The 20,465-nt window shown below is 55.3% G+C and carries 12 protein-coding genes and 1 tRNA gene; 9 read left to right on the top strand and 4 right to left on the bottom strand.

What is annotated here, in order from left to right:
• Positions 1–143: 143 nt before the first annotated feature.
• Positions 144–941: a DgsA anti-repressor MtfA gene (mtfA, locus tag WB237_RS02505; RefSeq protein ID WP_248062464.1), complete on the top strand. Its 798-nt coding sequence runs from the start codon at positions 144–146 to the stop codon at positions 939–941.
• Here mtfA and WB237_RS02500 read toward each other — a convergent pair.
• The gene (locus WB237_RS02500; RefSeq protein WP_336209961.1) at positions 938–2,149 is read right to left on the bottom strand and encodes an MFS transporter; all 1,212 of its coding nucleotides are present in this window, start codon (positions 2,147–2,149) and stop codon (positions 938–940) included. The genes mtfA and WB237_RS02500 overlap by 4 nt on opposite strands.
• 138 nt (positions 2,150–2,287) lie before the next feature.
• Here WB237_RS02500 and WB237_RS02495 point away from each other — a divergent pair, with 138 nt between their 5' ends.
• The 6 genes from WB237_RS02495 to WB237_RS02470 all read left to right on the top strand — a co-directional run bounded on the left by WB237_RS02495 (position 2,288) and on the right by WB237_RS02470 (position 10,494).
• On the top strand, positions 2,288–4,030 hold the full coding sequence (locus WB237_RS02495) for an IucA/IucC family protein (protein WP_336209958.1): 1,743 nt from the start codon (positions 2,288–2,290) through the stop codon (positions 4,028–4,030).
• A complete protein-coding gene (locus tag WB237_RS02490) occupies positions 4,030–4,977 on the top strand; it encodes a GNAT family N-acetyltransferase (RefSeq protein WP_336209956.1) in 948 nt (315 codons plus the stop codon). Before WB237_RS02495 ends, WB237_RS02490 begins: the two co-directional genes overlap by 1 nt.
• Positions 4,974–6,716, top strand: a complete 1,743-nt coding sequence (gene iucC, locus WB237_RS02485; protein ID WP_336209955.1) for an aerobactin synthase IucC — start codon at positions 4,974–4,976, stop codon at positions 6,714–6,716. Before WB237_RS02490 ends, iucC begins: the two co-directional genes overlap by 4 nt.
• Positions 6,713–8,038 carry a lysine N(6)-hydroxylase/L-ornithine N(5)-oxygenase family protein gene (locus WB237_RS02480; RefSeq protein WP_336209953.1) on the top strand — a complete coding sequence of 442 codons (1,326 nt, stop codon included), beginning with the start codon at positions 6,713–6,715 and terminating at the stop codon, positions 8,036–8,038. The genes iucC and WB237_RS02480 overlap by 4 nt, the downstream gene beginning before the upstream one ends.
• Before the next feature lie 26 nt (positions 8,039–8,064).
• A complete protein-coding gene (locus tag WB237_RS02475) occupies positions 8,065–10,254 on the top strand; it encodes a TonB-dependent siderophore receptor (RefSeq protein WP_336209951.1) in 2,190 nt (729 codons plus the stop codon).
• Between the two features lie 164 nt (positions 10,255–10,418).
• Positions 10,419–10,494 (top strand) — tRNA-Asn (locus WB237_RS02470).
• Between the two features lie 284 nt (positions 10,495–10,778).
• Here WB237_RS02470 and WB237_RS02465 read toward each other — a convergent pair.
• A complete protein-coding gene (locus WB237_RS02465; protein ID WP_336209949.1) occupies positions 10,779–16,433 on the bottom strand; it encodes an Ig-like domain-containing protein in 5,655 nt (1,884 codons plus the stop codon).
• 727 nt (positions 16,434–17,160) lie between these two features.
• Positions 17,161–17,562 carry a RidA family protein gene (locus WB237_RS02455; protein ID WP_336209947.1) on the bottom strand — a complete coding sequence of 134 codons (402 nt, stop codon included), beginning with the start codon at positions 17,560–17,562 and terminating at the stop codon, positions 17,161–17,163.
• A 141-nt stretch (positions 17,563–17,703) separates the two neighbouring features.
• Between WB237_RS02455 and WB237_RS02450 the strand changes: the two genes are divergently transcribed.
• Entirely contained in the window at positions 17,704–18,633 is a 930-nt protein-coding gene (locus tag WB237_RS02450; protein WP_336209945.1) for a LysR family transcriptional regulator, read from the top strand.
• A gap of 128 nt (positions 18,634–18,761) precedes the next feature.
• On the opposite strand, the gene WB237_RS02445 is transcribed toward WB237_RS02450, so the two are convergent.
• Positions 18,762–19,655, bottom strand: a complete 894-nt coding sequence (locus WB237_RS02445; RefSeq protein ID WP_336209942.1) for a LysR substrate-binding domain-containing protein — start codon at positions 19,653–19,655, stop codon at positions 18,762–18,764.
• A 171-nt stretch (positions 19,656–19,826) separates the two neighbouring features.
• Here WB237_RS02445 and WB237_RS02440 point away from each other — a divergent pair, with 171 nt between their 5' ends.
• Positions 19,827–20,435 carry a glutathione S-transferase family protein gene (locus WB237_RS02440; protein WP_336209939.1) on the top strand — a complete coding sequence of 203 codons (609 nt, stop codon included), beginning with the start codon at positions 19,827–19,829 and terminating at the stop codon, positions 20,433–20,435.
• Positions 20,436–20,465 lie beyond the last annotated feature (30 nt).

Genomic DNA, 20,465 nt, shown 5'->3' with positions numbered 1-20,465 from the left:
ATTGAATAATGGCAGAGAGGCTAGTCTCTCCTGCCATTCCGACATCTCTACGTTTTGTAGTTGCCTTCATGCCGGGTTCTTTGGCATGTTAACCTAACCTGACCTTTCAATTTTGTTCACGTGACGAGTTTACGAGCAAAGCGATGATTAAGTGGCCCTGGAAATCAAATGACGCTGGTCAACATGTGGCGCTGCCGTGGGATGAGGCGCTGGCGATCCCCGTGCTGGCCAACCTCCAGCCGGATGAACAGTCAAAGCTGATTCAACTGGCGGATCGCTTTTTGCAGCAAAAGCGGTTGGTCCCGCTGCAGGGATTTGAGCTGGATGCCCATAAAAGTGCACGTATCGCCCTGCTGTTCTGCCTGCCGGTGCTCGAACTGGGTATCGAGTGGCTGGACGGTTTCCACGAAGTGCTTATCTATCCCGCGCCGTTTGTCGTTGATGATGAGTGGCAGGATGATATCGGTCTGGTGCACAACCAGCGGGTGGTTCAGTCCGGTCAAAGCTGGCAGCAAGGGCCAATTATCCTGAACTGGCTCGATATTCAGGATTCGTTCGATGCATCAGGCTTTAATCTGATCGTTCACGAGGTGGCGCATAAGCTGGATACCCGCAATGGCGATCGCGCCAGTGGTGTACCGCTGATCCCGCTTCGTGAGGTTGCGGGATGGGAGCACGACCTGCATGCCGCGATGGATAACATCCAGGATGAAATAGACCTGGTGGGCGAAAGCGCAGCCAGCATTGATGCCTATGCAGCGACCGATCCCGCGGAGTGCTTTGCTGTACTCTCTGAATACTTCTTCAGCGCTCCAGAACTCTTCGCCCCCCGATTCCCGGCACTGTGGCAGCGATTCTGCCAGTTTTACCAGCAAGATCCCCTGCAGCGTTTACGGCAGAATGAGGATGCTGGCGGCCATTCTCCCCGCCAGGTCCATTAATTTTTTTCAGCAAGGGGACGCTCAGTTGATCGAACCCCTATGCTGAGCACTAAAAACAGCAATGCCATGCCTAATGCAGCCATCATTAAAAACTGTTCACCGTAAAAACGTGTCACGACAGGTACCAGCAGAGCGCTAACACCGTAGCCTAATGTGTGGCTGGTGGCGATCGCTCCCGCCCCTTTGCCCGTGGTTAGCCGATCGTTAAGCAGTAGCTGATATCCCGGAGTTGCCATGGCTGCCCCGAGCGACGTAATGACAATCCCCACATAGAAAAGCGCCAGACCCGCCACAGACATCAACCCAAGCCCCACTACCATCAATACCGCGGCCATGCAGAGCAGTGTCACCGGGCTGAAATATTGCGGGCGGACCACCAGAAACTGCGCGGCGAGCGTTGCCAGCGCAGCCAGGCTCAGCAGGAGAGCAACATGATGGCTGATGTCCCGGGCATTGCCCTCCAGCAGCGGGCTAAGATGCGGTGACAGGCCAAGCTGCATCAGGCTTACCAGGGCAGCCAGCAACAGTGCCAGCAGCAGGAACGGCAGCATTGAAGCCCGAAAGCGAGTCGACTGATGCGCCACTGGCGGTAACGGTGGGTCCGCCACTTCGCGAAGCACCAGCAGAAAAGCGATGAAAGGCGCAATCGCCATCAGCCAGAGCGGTGCTACCGGATTGACGCTGAGCATCAGCGCCGCCAGCGGTGGCCCAAGCAAACGACCACAACTCAGGCCGGAGCTAATTGTCGCCAGTGCGGCCATTCTTTTTTCCAGCCCCGCGCGCTGGATAGCCCACGTCTGAGCCGCAGGCACCAGACCTGAGACCGTCAGACCATAGAGCGTGCGCGAGAGAGCCAACCCCGTCAGGCCCCAGACCTTATCCAGCATCCCGGCCGCCATCGCCCAGACCACCAGCGACATCACCCCGAAACTGACCAGATAGCCACTCAGCGAGGCCAGCATCACGACCTTACAGCCATGTCGCTCGCTCTGGCGTCCCCACCAGGGTGATGCGGGTAAAAAGAGCATGGATCCGAACATTAACAGCCCGGCCCAAACCGAAAGCGAAAGCCCTGTCTGGGTGACCAGTTGCGGAAGCATGACCAGCAAACCGTTTTGCCCAATCCCTAATAAACCTGCACATAATGCCAGGGGCCAGTTGGCTTTTGGGGTGACGTTTTCCGTCAACGTTTCAGAGTCAGTGCGCATGAGAATGTGAACATAATGTCAATAAATGTGTGGAAAACATGAAGTTTATGAAAACAAATATTGCAAAAATGGTTGCGACTGTAAACAGAATGAATATCATAACGAGAATTATTATCAATCATGGAATGAGGTTCATCTATGCGTACTCTGCCCCGCTCCGCCGGTACAGACGTTGCGGCCCAGTGTTTTTTAAACGCCCTGTTGCGTGAAACGAAGGACTGGCACTATCACTCCGCAACCGCTGCGGATGAGTTATCGCACATACATATTCCGCTTTCTCCAGCCCAGGCTCTTCGGGTTCCGGTACGGTATTTTTCCCCGACCCAGCATCATCAGTACTGTTTCCCTGCAACGCTTATCCAGAGTGACAATGACAGTAGTGACACCGTCACATTCCGCCAACTGGTTGATTTAATTCTTGAAAAACCGTCAGTAAAAGGTTCGCTGGATGCCGATACGCTGGTGCGTTTTAAGCAACGCGCCCTTGAAAGCCATGCGCATACCTGGCAGGCGATTGATTTGCGCCACAGCTGGCCAACCCTGCGCGATAAACCGTTAACCTTTGTCGAAGCTGAACAGGCGCTGCTTGTCGGGCATGCATTCCACCCTGCGCCAAAGTCGCACGAGCCGTTTAACGAAACCGAGGCGCGTCGCTATTTACCCGATTTCGCCTCCCGCTTCCCGCTGCGCTGGTTTGCCGTTGAGAGCACGCTCATTGCCGGTGACAGCCTGAATGTTTCCCTGCGCGAACGTTTACTGCGCTTTGCAGCCCAGAGCGCCCCTGAACTGCTCGGTCAATTCACCGACACCCGCTGGCTGCTGCCTATGCATCCGTGGCAGGCGGAGTACCTGCTCGGTCAGGAATGGTGCCAGCGGCTGGTGACTAACGGCTCACTGCAAGACCTGGGTGAAGCGGGCGCACAGTGGCTGCCAACCAGCTCTTCACGCTCGCTGTACAGCGAAACCAACAGCGACATGATTAAGTTTTCCCTCAGCGTGCGCCTGACCAACTCTGTGCGCACGCTGTCGGTGAAAGAAGTTAAGCGCGGGATGCGTCTGGCTCGTCTGGCTAAAACCGAACGCTGGCAAGATCTACAGGCGCGCTACCCGACCATGCGCGTGATGCAGGAAGATGGCTGGGCGGGGCTGCGCGACGAAAACGGCGTGATTCAGGAAGAGAGCCTGATGGCCCTGCGCGTCAATCTGCTGTTTGAGACGCCAGACACCCAGACCAACGTGCTGGTGAGCCTGACGCAGGCCGCCCCGGACGGCGGTGATAGCCTGCTGGCTGCGGCTGTACGCCGTCTGAGTGAGCGTCTGGATTTACCGCTCGCCCGGGCCGCACGCTGCTGGCTGGACGCCTATTGCGACCGCGTTCTTCTTCCGCTGTTCAGCGCCGAAGCCGATTACGGTCTGGTCCTGTTGGCACACCAGCAAAACATTCTCGTTGAAATGCAGCAGGATTTCCCCGTCGGGCTTATCTACCGCGACTGCCAGGGCAGCGCCTGGACCGAGGGCGCCGACGCATGGCTGAAAGAGGCGGGCGAAACTGATGTGGAAAACCGCTTCGGTGAGAGCCAGCTGCTGCGCTACTTCCCTTACTACCTGCTGCTGAACTCTACCCTTGCCGTCACCGCAGCCCTCGCCGCCGCTGGTTTCGACAGCGAAGAAAACCTGATGGCACGCGTGCGTGACGCGCTGGCGGAACTGCGCCGCACGGCGAAGCAGACCCGCTGCCTCGACTACGTGCTCGATAGTCCGACCTGGAACTGCAAAGGCAACTTTTTCTGCTATTTGCACGATCGCAACGAAAACACGATTGCCGACCCGGCAGTGATCTATTTCGACTTTAGCAACCCGTTTTACAAGGAGAAGGTGTGATGGCTAACGCGAATATCGTCCATTCCGGTTACGGCTTTCGTTGCACTATAACGGACATGTCCCTGCCGCTGACGTTGGGTCTCGACGGTAGCGCGGTGCTGGAGCGCCTGCGCGATATCCCGGACGGCTGGCTGGTTGAAGCGCTGGATCAGCTGTTTGTCGCCGCGCCTGCCCTCAGCGGGATCACCCTCCCCTGGGCTACCTGGAAGGATGAACCGCAGGCACAGGCACTGTTTGACCACGCGTGTGGCGATTATCTGTCACGCGAAACCTTCTGGCAGCTGCCGCTGTGGCTGAAAGGTGAACGCCCCCTGGCCAGCGGCGGTATGCAGTTTGATGAAAGCCGTCAGCTGTACTTCCCGCTGCGCCCTCATCGCCCGCAGGGCGAGGTATACCGCCGTTATGACCCACAAATCAAGCGCACCCTCAGCTTCCGCGTGGCCGACGTGGCGCTGGACGGCGAGCGCTTTACCCACTGGATGAATAACCCGCGCGTCAATGCCTTCTGGGAGATGGCCGGCCCGCAGTCCGAGCAGGAAAACTACCTGCGCCGTCAGCTCGACTCGACCTATTGCTACCCGGTTATCGGTTGTTTCGACGACCAGCCGTTCGGCTATTTTGAACTCTACTGGGCTCCAGAAGACCGTATTGGTCGCCACTACCGCTGGCAGCCATTTGACCGTGGTCTGCACATGCTGGTGGGCGAAGAGAACTGGCGTGGTGCGCAATACATCCGTAGCTGGCTGCGCGGCCTTAGCCACTATCTGTATCTTGATGAACCGCGCACCACGCGCATTGTCGCGGAGCCGCGCTTCGACAACCAGCGCCTGTTCCGCCATCTGGCGTCTGCCGGTTTTGATACCGTGAAAGAGTTCGATTTCCCGCACAAGCGCTCGCGCCTCATCATGAGCCAGCGTCACCACTTCTTCAGCGAGGTGGAACTGTGAACGCGCTCTGGCAGAAAGTGAACCGCGAGATGGTGGCGAAGATCCTCGCCGAGCTGGAATACGAACGCACCCTGCGCGCTCATTCTCTGGCCGCCGACAGGTGGCAAATCACCATGGGGGCGGAGAGCTGGCAGTTTCATGCCACGCGCGGGATCTGGGGCTGGCTGCATATCGACCCGGACAGCCTGACCACCGCCAGCGGCGAAGCCGTCGAAGCGGAAAACGCGCTGCTGCAGCTGGCGACGGTGCTGGAGATGAGCAATGCGCAAACGGCGGAGCATCTGGAAGATCTCTACGCCACGCTGAGAGGCGATATTCAGCTTTTACAGGCGCGTGAAACGCTGGATGCCGACGCGCTTATTCATCTCGACCCGGATGAATTGCAGTGCCTGATGAGCGGCCATCCTAAGTTTATTTTTAACAAAGGACGCCGTGGCTGGGGTCTGGATGCATTGCGCCAGTACGCCCCGGAATACCGCGGGCGTTTTCGCCTGCACTGGGTTGCCGTTCAACGTGAGCATCTGGTCTGGAGCAGCGACGCCGATTGCGATATCAACACCCTGCTGGCCAGCACCATGGACAATGCCGAGCGCGCGCGGTTTGACGCGCGCTGGCAGAAGCTGGGTCTGGACGACAACTGGCTACCCGTGCCGCTGCACCCGTGGCAGTGGCAGCAAAAAATTGCCATTCATTTCCTGGCGCAGCTCGCGCGTGGTGAGATGGTGGAACTGGGGGAATTTGGCGATGAGTATCTGGCCCAACAATCCCTGCGCACACTGACCAATGCCAGCCGTCGCACGCCGTATGACATCAAGCTGCCACTGACCATCTACAACACCTCCTGCTATCGCGGCATTCCGGGCAAGTACATTGCCGCCGGGCCGCTGGCTTCGCGCTGGCTGCAGCAGCAGTTCTCCACCGACGCCACGCTTACCCGCTCAGGCGCGCAGGTGCTTGGCGAACCCGCTGCCGGATATCTGTCGCATCCGGGTTATACCGCCTTGCCGAAAGCGCCCTATCGCTATCAGGAGATGCTGGGCGTGATCTGGCGCGAAAATCCGTCGTGTTATCTGCAGGACGGCGAACAGGCAGTGCTGATGGCGGCACTGATGGAAACCGACAACGCCGGGCGTCCGTTGATCGACGCGTGGATCAACCATTCCGGGTTAACGGCCGAAGCGTGGCTGGAAAAACTGTTTGCAGCGACGGTGATCCCTTTCTACCACCTGCTCTGCTGCTACGGCGTGGCGCTTATCGCCCACGGCCAGAACGTGACGCTGGTGATGAAAGACTCCATTCCGCAGCGCATCCTGCTGAAAGATTTCCAGGGCGATATGCGTCTGGTGGATGAAGACTTCCCGCAGGCGGAAAGTCTGCCGGAGCAGGTGAAAGCCGTAACGGCACGCCTGAGCGCGGATTACATCATCCATGACCTGCAAACCGGCAATTTTGTCACAGTGCTGCGTTTTATCTCGCGTCTCACCCAGCAAAGTGGCGTCAGCGAAACGCGCTTCTATCAGATCCTGGCCGGCGTGCTGCGCCAGTATATGGCGGCTCACCCGGATCTTGCAGAGCGGTTCGCGAAGTTCGACCTGTTCAAACCGCAAATTATTCGCGTGATCCTCAACCCGGTCAAACTGACCTTCTCCGAACACGACGGTGGCAGCCGCATGCTGCCGAACTATGTCACCGACCTTGATAACCCTCTTTTTCTGGCCTCCCGGGAGTCAGCACAATGAAAACCTATGATTTCATCGGCATTGGTATTGGCCCGTTTAACCTCAGCATCGCCGCCCTGGCGGAAGGGCTGGACGGTTTTAGTTCACTGTTTCTTGAGCGCAAGCCGCATTTTTCCTGGCACCCTGGCATGATGGTTCCGGACTGCCATATGCAAACCAGCTTCCTCAAGGATCTGGTCAGTGCCGTCGAGCCTACCAACCGACATAGTTTTCTCAACTACCTGGTACAGCGTAAAAAGTTCTACCGCTTTCTGACCACCGAGCAGCGCACCGTTTCTCGTGAGGAATTTGCCGATTACCTGTGCTGGGCGGCGGAAAACCTCACCAACCTGTCATTCAGCCAGCAGGTACAGCAGGTGAGTTTTGATGAGAAAAACGGCCTGTTTGAGGTGGTCACTCAACGTGACCGCTTCCTGGCACGCCATGTCTGCGTGGGGATTGGCAAACAGATCAATCTGCCTGACTGCGTCACAACTCAGGACGATACCTGCTTCCACGCCAGCGAGATGATGCTGCGCACGCCGGAACTCGCGGGCAAGCGCGTCACTGTTGTCGGTGGCGGCCAGAGCGGTGCCGACCTGTTTTTGAATATTTTCCGTGGCGAGTGGGGCCAACCGTTGAGCCTGAACTGGATATCGCGGCGCAATAACTACAACGCGCTGGATGAGGCTGCCTTTGCCAACGAGTACTTCACGCCGGAGTACGTGGACAGCTTCTCCACGCTCGGTGAAGAGGCGCGTCGCCAGATGCTGCACGAGCAGAAGATGACCTCCGACGGTATCACCACCGAGTCTCTTCTGGCGATTTATCGCGCCATGTACCACCGCTTCGAAGTGCTGCGTGAAAAACCCTGGGCGCACCTTTTGCCGTCCCGCTCGGTGACCGAGCTTACGAGGCTGCAAAACGGACAGCGCCTGGCAATACAACATCATCTCGACGGCGGACGCGAACAGCTGGAGACCGATGTGGTGATCTTCGCCACCGGTTACCGCAGCGTACAGCCTGCTTTCCTCGCCCCACTGTCTCACCGCCTCCACCTGGATACGGACGAAGCCTTCTGCATTAACAACGATTTCACCCTCGAATGGGACGGCCCGCAGAGCAACCGCCTGTTTGCCGTGAATGCCGGGATGCACCGTCTCGGTATTGCTGAACCCCAGCTCAGCCTGATGGCCTGGCGTGCCGCACGAATTTTGAATCGCGCACATGCTGACGAACCGTTTGAGTTGGCTACCTCCCCTGGCGTGATCCACTGGCGTACCACCACCAGCCCGGAAAGCAGCCAGGTTTTTAAATCGTTATCAAAAACGACTGAGTACTGACACACACAATCAGGATCGACATAACAATGAAACGTTCTCATCTTTGGGTTTTAAATCCTTGTTTGCTTGCAATGCTTTCTACCTCTGCATGGGCAGAAGAACAAAAGGAAGAAAATATCGTTGTCTCCGCCAGCCGTGCGCATCGCAGCGTGGCGGAGATGGCGCAGACCACCTGGGTCATTGAGCGGGCTGAAATTGAGCAGCAGGTTCAGGGCGGAAAAGAGATTAAAGAGGTACTGGCACAGCTGATCCCGGGTATGGACGTCAGCAGCCAGGGTCGCACCAACTACGGCATGAACCTGCGCGGACGTTCGATGATGGTCATGGTCGACGGTGTTCGCCTGAACTCATCCCGTAGTGACAGCCGACAACTGGACTCCATCGATCCGTTCAACATCGACCGTATTGAAGTGATCTCCGGTGCCACATCGCTCTATGGCGGTGGCAGTACCGGCGGTCTGGTGAACATCGTCACCAAAAAAGGCCAGCCAGATACCGAAGTTGAGTTCCAGACTGGAACAAAAAGTGGCTTTAACAGCCATAACGACCATGATGAAAACGTGTCAGCAGCCGTCAGTGGCGGCAATGATAAAGCGTCCGGTCGTCTGTCCGTTTCTTATCAGCGTTACGGCGGCTGGTATGACGGCAACGGCGACGAGGTGATTATTGATAACACCCAGACCGGTTTACAGTATTCAGACCGTATTGATGTGATGGGCACAGGTACCATCAACATCGACGAACACCAGCAATTGCAGCTGACGACGCAGTACTACAAGAGTGAGTCCGACGGTAAGCATGGGTTGTATCTCGGGAAGAACTTCTCGGCGGTAACGGGAGATGCCACCGCGTACAACAAAAACAATCTGGATTCTGACCGTATTCCTGGTACCGAACGTCATCTGATCAACCTGCAGTACTCCAATACCGACTTCTGGGGACAGGATCTGGTCGCGCAGATTTACTATCGTGACGAGAGCCTGACTTACTACCCGTTCCCGACCCTGAGCAAAGGTGTGGTGACCAGTATTGGCGCATCTCAGCAGAAAACCGATTTTTACGGCGGTAAGCTGACGCTGAACAGCAAGCCAGTGGATGATTTAACCCTGACCTGGGGTGTGGACGCCGACCATGAAACCTTCGACGCCAACCAGCAGTTCTTCGACCTGAGTAAAGCGGCGGCGAGCGGCGGTATGAAGCTGGACAATGCTTACAACGTGGGACGTTATCCGGGTTACAGCATTACCAACCTTGCCCCGTTCCTGCAGGCGAGCTATGACATTGACGCCATCACCCTGAGCGGCGGCGTGCGTTACCAGTACACCGAAAACAAGGTGGATGACTTTGTTGGCTACGCGCAGCAGCAGGCTATCGCCACCGGAAAAGCCACTTCGGCAGACGCGGTACCGGGCGGGAAGACCGATTACAACAACTTCCTGTTTAACGCCGGGATCCTCGGTCGCCTGACCGAACAGCAGCAGCTGTGGTTTAACTTCTCGCAGGGCTTTGAAATTCCTGACCTGGCGAAGTACTACGGTTCTGGCACCTATCAGCTCGTCGACGGGCACTATCGCCTGTTGAACAGCGTGAACGTTAACGACTCGACGCTGGATGGCATTAAGGTCAACGCTTACGAACTGGGCTGGCGCTACACCGGCGATAACCTGCGCACGCAGGTTGCGGCGTATTACTCGCTCTCGGATAAAACCATCACCATCAACAAAACCGATATGACCATCAACCTGGAAGACGACAAACGTCGTATCTACGGGGTGGAAGGTCAGGTGGATTATTTCTTCACCGACAGTGACTGGAGCACCGGCGCGAACTTCAACGCCATTAAGTCTGAAACCCGTGAAAACGGTAAATGGGAGAAGCTGACGGTTGACAGCGCCAGCCCGTCAAAAGCCAGCGCATGGGTCAACTGGGCACCGGGCGACTGGACCTTGCGTGTACAGAGCACGCAGACCTTTGACGTTTCAGATGCCGACGGTAAGAAGATCGATGGCTACAACACGGTCGACTTCCTGGGCAGCTACGCCCTGCCGGTGGGTAAAGTCAGCTTCAGCGTAGAAAACATACTGGACAAAGACTACACCACCGCCTGGGGCCAGCGCGCACCGGGGCTGTATAGCCCAACCTACGGTGCACCGGGGCTCTATACCTATAAAGGCCGTGGTCGTACGTTTGGTCTGAACTACTCCGTACTGTTCTAATCCTGCGCGCCGCCTGCGGGCGGCGTATTTTACTGTGTAATTTCGAAGCAAATTTACTATAAAATCAGCGATTTGCTGAAATAGTCGGCAAACGAACGAAAAGGTTGTTTTCCCCCTTTGACAAGGCGTACTGAGGTCGCTACTATGCGCCTCGTTCACACGATTCCTCTGTAGTTCAGTCGGTAGAACGGCGGACTGTTAATCCGTATGTCACTGGTTCGAGTCCAGTCAGAGGAGCCAATTTTTTGTCCTGGGACTTCCGAGTAAGTCCGGGGCCATAATAAAATCAGTAAGCTAAGAAGGCCCGGATGTCACTATGTGACCTGCCGGGCCTTTTGATATTCGTAGTTTTCAGGGGCCTAATTGGGAGCCTGCTGGTTCATAAAACTACGGAGCCCCCGCTTATGCCCCTCACTGATACCGCTATCCGAAATGCAAAACCTCTCGGTTACTGCGTAACGGCATGGTTTCAATTACTCTTTATGAAAATGAATGATGGTAAGCTGGCATACAGCGCTGGCATATCAATAGATTTGTTTCCACGTGCTGCCGGTGGAATACCAGGTCGTTTCACTCCCCTGACTCAATGTTTTTAATAGTGCGCCATTTTGTCTAAGCGCTACCTGCTGACTTCCTTCAATGCTGACGTAGACCCGATTGCCCGAGTTCGCCGCCGAGGCGGCTGGCATATCAATGGAACCACTATAGCCAGTCGAAATTTGCGATATAAATAACGCACTCCCGGTGCTACTTAGCAGCGCGGAAACCTGTGTCTGGTCTACACTTTCACCCGACGCAGTGAGCGTATATTCCGGTGTTCCCAGCGGCGCAGGCCAGCTTTCATAGTAAATGCTCCAGGGGTCCATGCCCGAGGTTTTGCTGCTGTTGCCCGCAATATCTGTCGTTTTGGCCGTTAACTGATATTCGCCCGACCCCTGGAAAACACGCGGATCTGTCAAAGTATACTTCCAGTGTCCCGTGTCATCTGCTTCGGTACTCCCCATGGAACCCCTAACTCGATCAAACATGCGAGTAACCAAGACAGTGACCGTTGCCCCTGGTTCCGTCGTCCCCGTGAGCGTCACACTGTCGCCATTGGTGGTGCCCCCCTGAGCCACAGGTCCACTGCTGTCCGTGACGCTATCAATGGTCGGCACCTGCGCAATCGTATCCAGATTAAGGATAAAGGCCTCAGATTTCGGTGACTGATCGCTGAGTGGCGTTAAAGCACCGGTCAGGGTCAACGTATGGTCACCTTCTCCGGATATCGCGCTATCTGGCGTGATGCTCCACAGACCTTCAGCATCAGCGGTGCTGTTCCCTATCTGAGTGCTACCATCAAACAGACGAACGGTGGCGTTAGGGTCAGCCGTACCTGACAGCACTGGCAGGGTATCGTTAGTCGCCTGACCGCTCAGAATAGACCCTGTTACGGTTCCGGTGTCATCAACAACATCGGTAATCACCGGGATGGTCGCTGCAATGAAATTCACTACAGCACTTTGGCTGCTACCGTTGATCGTTGCCGTAATCTGGCTGTCCCCTGACTGCATCGTCGTCACAGGGATCGTCACTACACCGCTGGCATCCGTCGTGGCCGTCGCCGGTACAGTTGCGCCGTTGGTGGCGCTAAATGCCACATCAACGCCACCTACCACGTTGTTATTCGCATCCGTGACCTTAACCATCACCTTGTTTTGCGCCACGCCGTTAGACAGTGCGCCATTTTCAGTGACCACTATATCGTTGGCCTGAATCTGTGCGGTGGTGCTGTCAGCCACAAAGGTCGCGACAACCGTCTGGCTGCTGCCATTGGTGCTGGCGGTTACCGTACTGGACCCAGCCAGCGTACTGGTTACCGCAACGGTGGTGATACCGCTGGCATCGGTAGTGCCACTTGCCGTAACGGTCGCACTGTTATCAGCACTGAAACTCACCGTCTGATCGGGAACCACGTTACCGTTCGCATCTTTCACGGTGACCTGAACCGTATCCGGATCGCTGCCGCTGGCTTTCGCGCCGTCATTGAGCAGAACAATATCTGCCGAGGCGATCGCTGCGGTACTGCTGTCAGCAACAAAGGTGATCGCCAGGCTCTTACTGCTGCCATTGACCGTTGCCGTCACGGTGCTGCTGCCCGCCATCACGCTGCTGATTGGCAGCGTTATCTGCCCGTTCACATCGCTCTGCGCACTGGCAGCAATCACCGCCCCATTGTCGGCCGTAAAGTCCACGCTCATGCCGTTAACCGGGTTACCGTTAGCATCAGTAACTTTGACCTGCACGCTGTTGGTTGCGGTGCCGTCAGCCACGGCGTTGTTTGACGTTACTTTCATGTCACCCGTCGCAATCTGCGCCGTGCTGGCATCCGCCACAAAGGTCATACTGACCGACTGCGAGGTGCCGTTAACCGTGACGTTCACCGTGCTGCTGCCTGCCGTCAGGCTGGTGATCGGCACTGTAAGCATGCCGTCACTGTCAGTGGTGCCAGTGGCGGTTACCGTTGCGCCGTTGCTGGCGCTTAAGCTGACGCTCTCACCGCCCACCGCATTACCGCTGGCATCGGTGACTTTTACCTGCACCTGGTTCGAGGCCAGGCCGTTCGCCACCGCGTTGTCGTTCAGAACCTTCACATTACCGGCCGTGACCGTTGCCGTGCTGCTGTCGGCCACAAACGTCACCTCAACCCCATGTTCACTGCCGTTCACTGTCGCTCCCACCGTGGTGATCCCGGCGGTGGTGTTGCTGACCGTTGCCACTATCTTACCGTCGGCATCCGTTGTGCCCTGCGCATTGACCGAGGCTCCGTTGCTGGCCCGGAAGGTCACTTTGGTACCCGGCAGCGGATTATCATATTTATCCACCACTGTAGCCTGAATCTGGTTTATATCGGTGCCGTCTGCCCGCGCATTATCCTTCAGAATAATCACCGAGCCGGCGGCAAAGTGCGCCGAGTCACCGTCAGCCAGGAAGGTCACCGTCACCTGCTGTGCCTTACCATTGACTGTCGCTTCAATCACGCTCTCACCCGCAGTGGTGCTGGTGATCGCTTCCTCAATCGCCCCGCTGGCATCGGTAACGCCCGTTGCGGCGATCGTCGCTCCGTTCGTGGCACTGAAGCTCACCGTCTGGCCTGCCAGACGGTTGCCGTTAGCATCCGTGACCACCACCTGGATCTGATTGGCTGCACTGCCGTCTGCCGCAGCGTTGTCGGTAATGACCGTCAGAGCACCCGAAGCAATTTCTGCTGTGCTGCCGTCAGCACCAAAACTGAGCTCCACATTCTGGCTGGCACCATTGAGCGTCGCCGTGATCGTGCTGCTACCAGCAGTTTTGCTGGTGACGGGAAGCTGAATAAACCCTTGCACATCACTGGTCGCTTTCGCCGCAACCGTGGCCCCATTCGTGGCACTGAAGCTCACGTCCTGCCCAGCAACCGGGTTACCGTTGGCATCAGTGATTTTCACCTGCACCTTATTCGCCTGCACCCCATTCGCCAGCGCATTATTCGTTATGACCGTTAAATCACCTGCAGCTATCGCCGCCGTATCGCTGTCGGCCACGAAAGTGGTCGTGACGCTCTGAGTACTATTGTTAATGGTTGCCGTAATGGTGCTGATGCCCGCTTTGGTACTGGTTACCGGGAGCTGCACTGTACCTTCTGCCCCTGTCATCCCGCTGGCTGCGATGGCAGCTCCATTGCTGGCGGTAAATGTCACAGTCATATCCGGTAATACGTTACCCAGCGAATCCGTCACTTTGACCTGAATCTGGTTGGATGCGGTGGTGTTAGCCTTTGCCCCATCAGCAAGCACAACAAGATCCCCGGCGGCAATTTGAGCAGAGCTGTTATCGGCGGTAAAGCTCACCGTTACGCTCTGGCTTTGTCCGTTGACCGTCGCCGTTACCGTGGATGTTCCAGCCGTCATACTGACGACGGGTATACTCAACAGACCATTGCTGTCCGTTGTCCCCGTTTGCCTGATGGTGGCACCATTATCCGCGCGGAACGCTACAGCCTGATCCGCTACCAGATTCCCCTGATTGTCGGTGACTTTGACCGTAATCTGGTTCTGGCTGGAACCGTCAGCGAGGGCGTTATTGGTTGTCACCGTCATGTCGCCTTGGGCGATATGGGCGCTCTGGCTGTCGCCTGTCAGGGTGATGCGCGCATTCATGTCTGTCAGCGCTTTACCGTCAAGCTGTGGCGTGACGGTGACCTCGCCTGCAACCGTGCCGCTCAGGGTAGCGGTATAATTCCCGGCGCTGGTTTCACTGACCTTGCTAAGGGTGGTGCCGGTGACGCCAGCAGCGACAAAGTTAATGTTCGTTAACCCTGTCACCGGACGCGACAGGCTATCCTGAAGCACCAGCGTCAGCGTACTGATATCGTTGCCATTGGCGCTCACCGTCGCGGGCGTGGCATTGAAGGAGGATTGCGATGTATCGGGGTTCGCATCGGCATAGTGCACCGTTACGTCGCTGGTTTCGCCATTACTGAGGTGAGCGGAAACATTGGCTTCACCAGCCAGGGTACTGGTGAGAGGCAGAACAGCACGCCCTTTGTCATCGGAGCTGGTTCTCTCGGCGGCATGTTTGCCATTGGCATAGGTGATATCGAAATCGACGTTCTCACCGCTCAGCGGCTGGTTGTCACCGTTGACGATCAAATACTGGATGTTGACGGCCGTCGCCCCATCCGGCGGCGCATAGTCGCCTTGCACCGTTGCATCGCCCATAAAGTGGGCGACAGGCGGCAGAACTTCTACCGTTAACTGGTCCGGCCGTGAGAAATTGCCATTGTTATCTTCGGCGGTCGCCGTCAGTACATAGGTATTAAGCAGACGACTGGCATCACTTTGCTTTTTGACGCCCTGCACCGTCTGGGATACGCCTGGCACTGTCTGCCAGGCAGGCAGCGTCAGCTGATAAAGGTTAGGTTTCAGAGGAACGATAAGCCCCCCCGCAGCCGTGAAGGAGGCCCCTTGCCATTGCACATTCTTAAGACCGTGCTTCGCCTTCACCGCCGAGGTAACCCTTTGCAGGCTTCCTGCCGGGCCCGTGATGCGTTCCGGTGACAGGGTCAGACGGATCACCTGCTGCTTGCGGTACTCCAGGACAATATCGTTATTACGCTCCACCAAATCATAGCGGCTGCGCGAAAGTCTTCGCATGCCGTCCACTGCATTCGGTGACAGATTCTCTTGCAGTGACTTGTCCAGTTGCCAGGTCATGTTCAGGGCCAGATTCAGTTCACTCTGGTCTCCCTTGCCCATACGCTGCTCAGCGCTGAATGTCAGCATAGGAACTGGGGTGTAATTTGCCCCCACCGTTACGGCATAAGGATTTTTCTGACGATTATCCTTGCCAAAAAGTGCCACTTCATCCCCGAAATACTGTTCGTAGACAAGAGTGCCACCAAGCTGAGGATATGAAGGAAGGAAACCATTTACACGCAGATCAAAACCATTGGCTGGCCGTTCATCGTAATCTTCAAAATCACGGGACTGGTGCCAGTTACTGAGACGCCGATAGCCGTTTGCTGACAGTTTCAGGTAATCGCTCCACGCTTCCATACCCAGCCCCAAACGGTAGTTATGTCCGGTAATGTCGCTGTCGACGAACGTGTTCAGGCCCAGCATCCAGTTATCTTGCAGGAAAAAGCGACTCCCCACGCCAATATTGACCGTGTTGCGATCGTCTTTATGCCGCATCCCTAACTGGGTAAACAGCATATTCTTCGGGCTATCGTAGAGGGGGAGCAACCAGTCAAGGCTGCTGTCGCCAAGCTTTCCATGCTTCTCGAGGCTTAGCTGTACGCTGGCGGTACCAAATTGGCTAAGCCACTCTTCGGCAGTACTGTTCACAGCATTGGTTGCCTGCGCGCGGGCGTAGTCCGACAGCGCTTCGGATGAGGTACGATCCTCATCCGAAAGCGTTGTCCCAATGGCTACGGCACCGCGGGCAACCTGTTGTTCAAAAGGATCGACGCCACTCTCTGTTTGCGTGGCTTTAGGGCGCGGCAGCATGTGCTGCTCACTGGCAAGGGCTACTGCAGGGATAGCAGCACTTACCGACGTGATGACCGGCAAGAACTGGAGAAACAGACACGCCCAGGCGATTGACTTTTGACTCTTACTGTAATGATTTCGAGGAACCTGTTGATGTTTAGTAATCATTAAAACTCACTATGCGCAAAAATAGGATTATGGCTATAGTACAGCGAGATAAAACGATTAAAAAACAGACAGATGTTTATTAATAAATTTTGCAGCCATTGATTATTATTAAATATATGAGCAGATATTGTTTATTATTAAATATATGAGCAGATATTGTTTGTTATTAAATATATGAGCAGACATTGTTTGTTATTAAATATATGAGCAGACATCAATTATGCCTGCCCGGTCTGCAGCCAAATACAGCTAGTCTGTTCACTGAAATGCCTTGCAGACGGTCCTGTCATATAGCCCTCCTTCTTTACCACGCGCTGGCAGAACAGGAGTAATGCCCGGTGGAAATGGACAACAGATTACAACCATCGTTCGATAGCGGAAACGGCGATGTACCGGGTAAAACAGTTGTCCGGAGGTTCACAAACGCTGCGTGACTACGATGGTCAGGTTGCGAAGGCTATGGCCATGGTGCGAGCGCTGAACAAAATGACGAAATCAGTACAAACACCTGTCACAATCAGCGATTTCAGTTGTCAGAAGATGAGTGATATCGACCAGGATGATATCTTATTCGTAACCTATGCTCATTTACGGATCGGGGACTGAGATAACAAATTAACCTATACTAAACAATCAGTTAATCTTAAAACCGAGCCCAGCCAGAACCAAATTTAAGAAGCCTGCTCAGGAAATTAAGCAGGCTTTTTGCTTTTCTACGTCTCTGATGTTAACTCAGAATCGCATCCAGCCTGGCAATCACCTTAATCTCAAACTTGAATCCGTACAGCCACGTCACGCCGATCCCGGTCAACGTAGGGTAAGGTGCTTCCCCCCAATATTCTGGCAGGATACTCCAGATAGCGTCGAGGTTTGACTCGGGATCGACGACAAAGAAGGTAACATCAACCACGTCAGCGAACGTGCAGCCCGCAGCCGTAAGAACAGCATTAAGGTTATCGAATGCCAGCCGGATCTGAGCTTCTAGATCCTCTTCTGGCGAACCATCCTCCCGGCTACCAACCTGCCCCGAAACAAACAGAAAACCATTGGATTTGATGGCCGGTGAATAGCGATTGCGCTCGTAGAGCGCCTGGCGTCCGAAGGGAAAAACGGCTTCGCGTGTTGTCATGTCTGTACCTTTGTAATGGGGCGAAATCTGCCCGGTGAACATAAAGACACTTTACAGGTACCAGATCGGGCGGATAAACAAGCGACTTTGTCCATCATTGTTTGTAATATCCAAACAATCGGTGAAAAGAGAGGACAAGGGATGGACCGTTTCGATGCGATGCGCGCCTTTGCTCGCGTGGTGGAGGCAGGCAGTTTCACAAAGGCTGCCCAAACGCTTCATATGAGCAAAACCACGGTGACGCAACTCATTCAGCAACTGGAAGCACGCCTGCGCGTCAAGCTGCTCCATCGCACCACCCGCAGGCTCGGTGTCACTCCTGATGGCGCGGTCTACTACGAGCGCGTCATCCGTCTGCTGGCGGATATGGAAGATGCTGAAAACAGCCTGTCCAGTTCGGCGATGACGCCCAGGGGACGGCTACGGGTAGATGTACCTACTCCTCTTGCCCGCCTGGTACTGGTGCCCGCACTACCAGCTTTCCACGCACGCTACCCTGATATCCAGTTCGACATGGGCGTGAGCGACCGGGTGGTGGATCTGATCGGCGACAACGTGGATTGTGTCCTGCGCGGTGGCGAAATCAACGACCAGTCCCTCATCGCACGCCACGTTGGCGATTTGCAAATTGGTGTTTACGTCGCACCGAGCTATGTGGAACGCCTCGGCACCCCAATGCATCCGCGAGAGCTGGAAAACACCGACCATCGCATAGTGGGATTCTTGTCCTCACGCACTGGTAAGATTGACCCTTTGGTACTGCGCAGTGAGAGTGAACATATTGAAATCACGGGCAGCTATATACTTGCCGTGGATGATGGCAATGCTTACCTCGAAGCTGGGTTAGCCGGGTTAGGCGTGATTGCACTGCCAGTCTATATGGCTGCGGCACATCAGGCTGCCGGCTCTTTGATTCCGTTGTTTACACAATGGCGTATCAGTCCAATGCCCCTGCACCTGGCGTTTCCGCCGAACCGCCATGTCAACGCTAAACTGCGCGTTTTTATTGACTGGATCGTTGAATTGATGCAGCAGCATGTCCCCAACACCAACATAGCCGCAAAGCTATAGCAGCGATTATCCTGAGAGAGCGTGCATGATTCATGTGTTGTTACGCGAAAGCTGAAGACGTGCAGGAGTATTTCGGTGAATCACTCGTCAGGTGTTCACCGCATTGCGAGCTGTGTCGTAAAAAGCGTTCAGGACTCCGTGAGCTGACGCCAGGCCGCCACTTCCTCATCCAGCCACTCGACAAAGAGAGCCACCTCCGGTTTCGCCTCCGTTAACTGCGATGTCACCAGCCAGTAAGGCCAGGGATACGGCGCGGTGAAAGGGGTAAGCTGGACCAGTTCGCCCCGGGTGATGGCATCCTGAACCAGAGAACGGCGCTCCAGCGCAATACCTTTACCGAGTCTGACAGACTCAAGGACTAAATTTGAGTCGTTAATGCATAAGCCGCCGGGCACAATATCTTTTTCAAGCCCCGCATTGAAACACCAGGTTTTCCACGACTCCATGGAGAATATAATTTGACTCTTCGACACCTCAGCCGGCGTCGCCGGGAGTACGCCGCCGTTATAACCGGGCGCCGCAACAACAATCAGTTCATCTGAAAAAAGATAATGGCAGTCGCTGCCTTCCCAGTTTCCTTTCCCCATGCGTATCGCAATATCTATCCCTTCCTGCTGCATGCTGGTAATCGTCAGGCTGGCCTGGATCCGCAGCGTGATATGCGGATATTTTTCCCGAAATCGTTCCAGACGCGGCAGCAGCCAGTGACATCCAAAAGACGGCACCATAGCCAGCGTCAGTTCCAGTATTCTCGGTTTCACCTGCACTAGCCGGGTGGCATCTGCGATATGGTTCAGCGCCTCGCGTACCTGCAACGCGTAGAGCCGCCCCTCTTCGTTGATCTGTACCCCTCGCCCATGACGGATAAACAGCTTCACACCCACCATTTCCTCCAGCACTTTAATCTGCTGGCTGATGGCGGAATGGGTAACGTGGAGCTCTTTCGCCGCAAGCGTTACGCTGCCAAGGCGAGCCACAGCTTCAAAACTACGCAAACTTGCGATAGGTGGAAAATCCGACATGAAACCACTCCCTTAATATGCTGAATCTTATAAACGGCAACCGGCCAATATGTCAGTAATACTAACTCAGGCCGTAAGATACTCATGATATTCGCCATAGCGAATTTATTGTAATGTCTGTTTATCATCTTCAATGAAGTGTTTTTTCACCCAGACAGGAAAACAGGAATCATGATAAAGCTGATTGGCATGATGGATTCTCCTTATGTACGTCGCGTGGCGGTCTCCCTGGAACTTTATGGCGTTGCGTTTGAAAGCCAGCCGCTGTCGGTATTCAGCACATTTGAAGAATTTTCCCGGATCAACCCTGCGGTAAAAGCACCAACGCTGATTCTGGAGAATGGAACGCGTCTGATGGACTCATCGCTGATACTGAATTATTTTGAGTCTCAGGCCGCTCCTGAACGGAGACTGCTGCCCGTGGCGCCGGATGCGCTGGCAAACGATCTCCAGACGCTGGGCTTTATCCTCGCCGCCGCGGAGAAAAGCGTACAAAATGTGTATGAACACAACCTGCGCCCGGCGGAGAAGCAGCACAATCCGTGGATAGAACGTATCACCCTCCAGTTGCTGGCTGCCTGCAAGGAATGGAACACGCTGCTGGAAGCGCGTCCGGATAACGCGGTGGCCGATCAGGTTGCTGTCACCAGCACGGTTATCTGGACATTTATTCAGTCAATGATCCCTCAGGTGGTTAACGCCGGTGATTTTAAAACGATTCAGGCGGTTGCCGACGTTTTCGAAAACCAGCCGGCATTTAAGAAGTACCCTTTTAGTTGACGCTTCGCTCGGCGTGTTATGGGGCTTTTC

The sequence above is a fragment of the Enterobacter sp. P82 genome, assembly GCF_037053385.1.
In the GTDB taxonomy this organism is placed as follows: Bacteria; Pseudomonadota; Gammaproteobacteria; order Enterobacterales; family Enterobacteriaceae; genus Enterobacter.
Note: the sequence above shows the minus strand (reverse complement) of the source record. Positions and strands in the feature narration are given on the sequence as shown.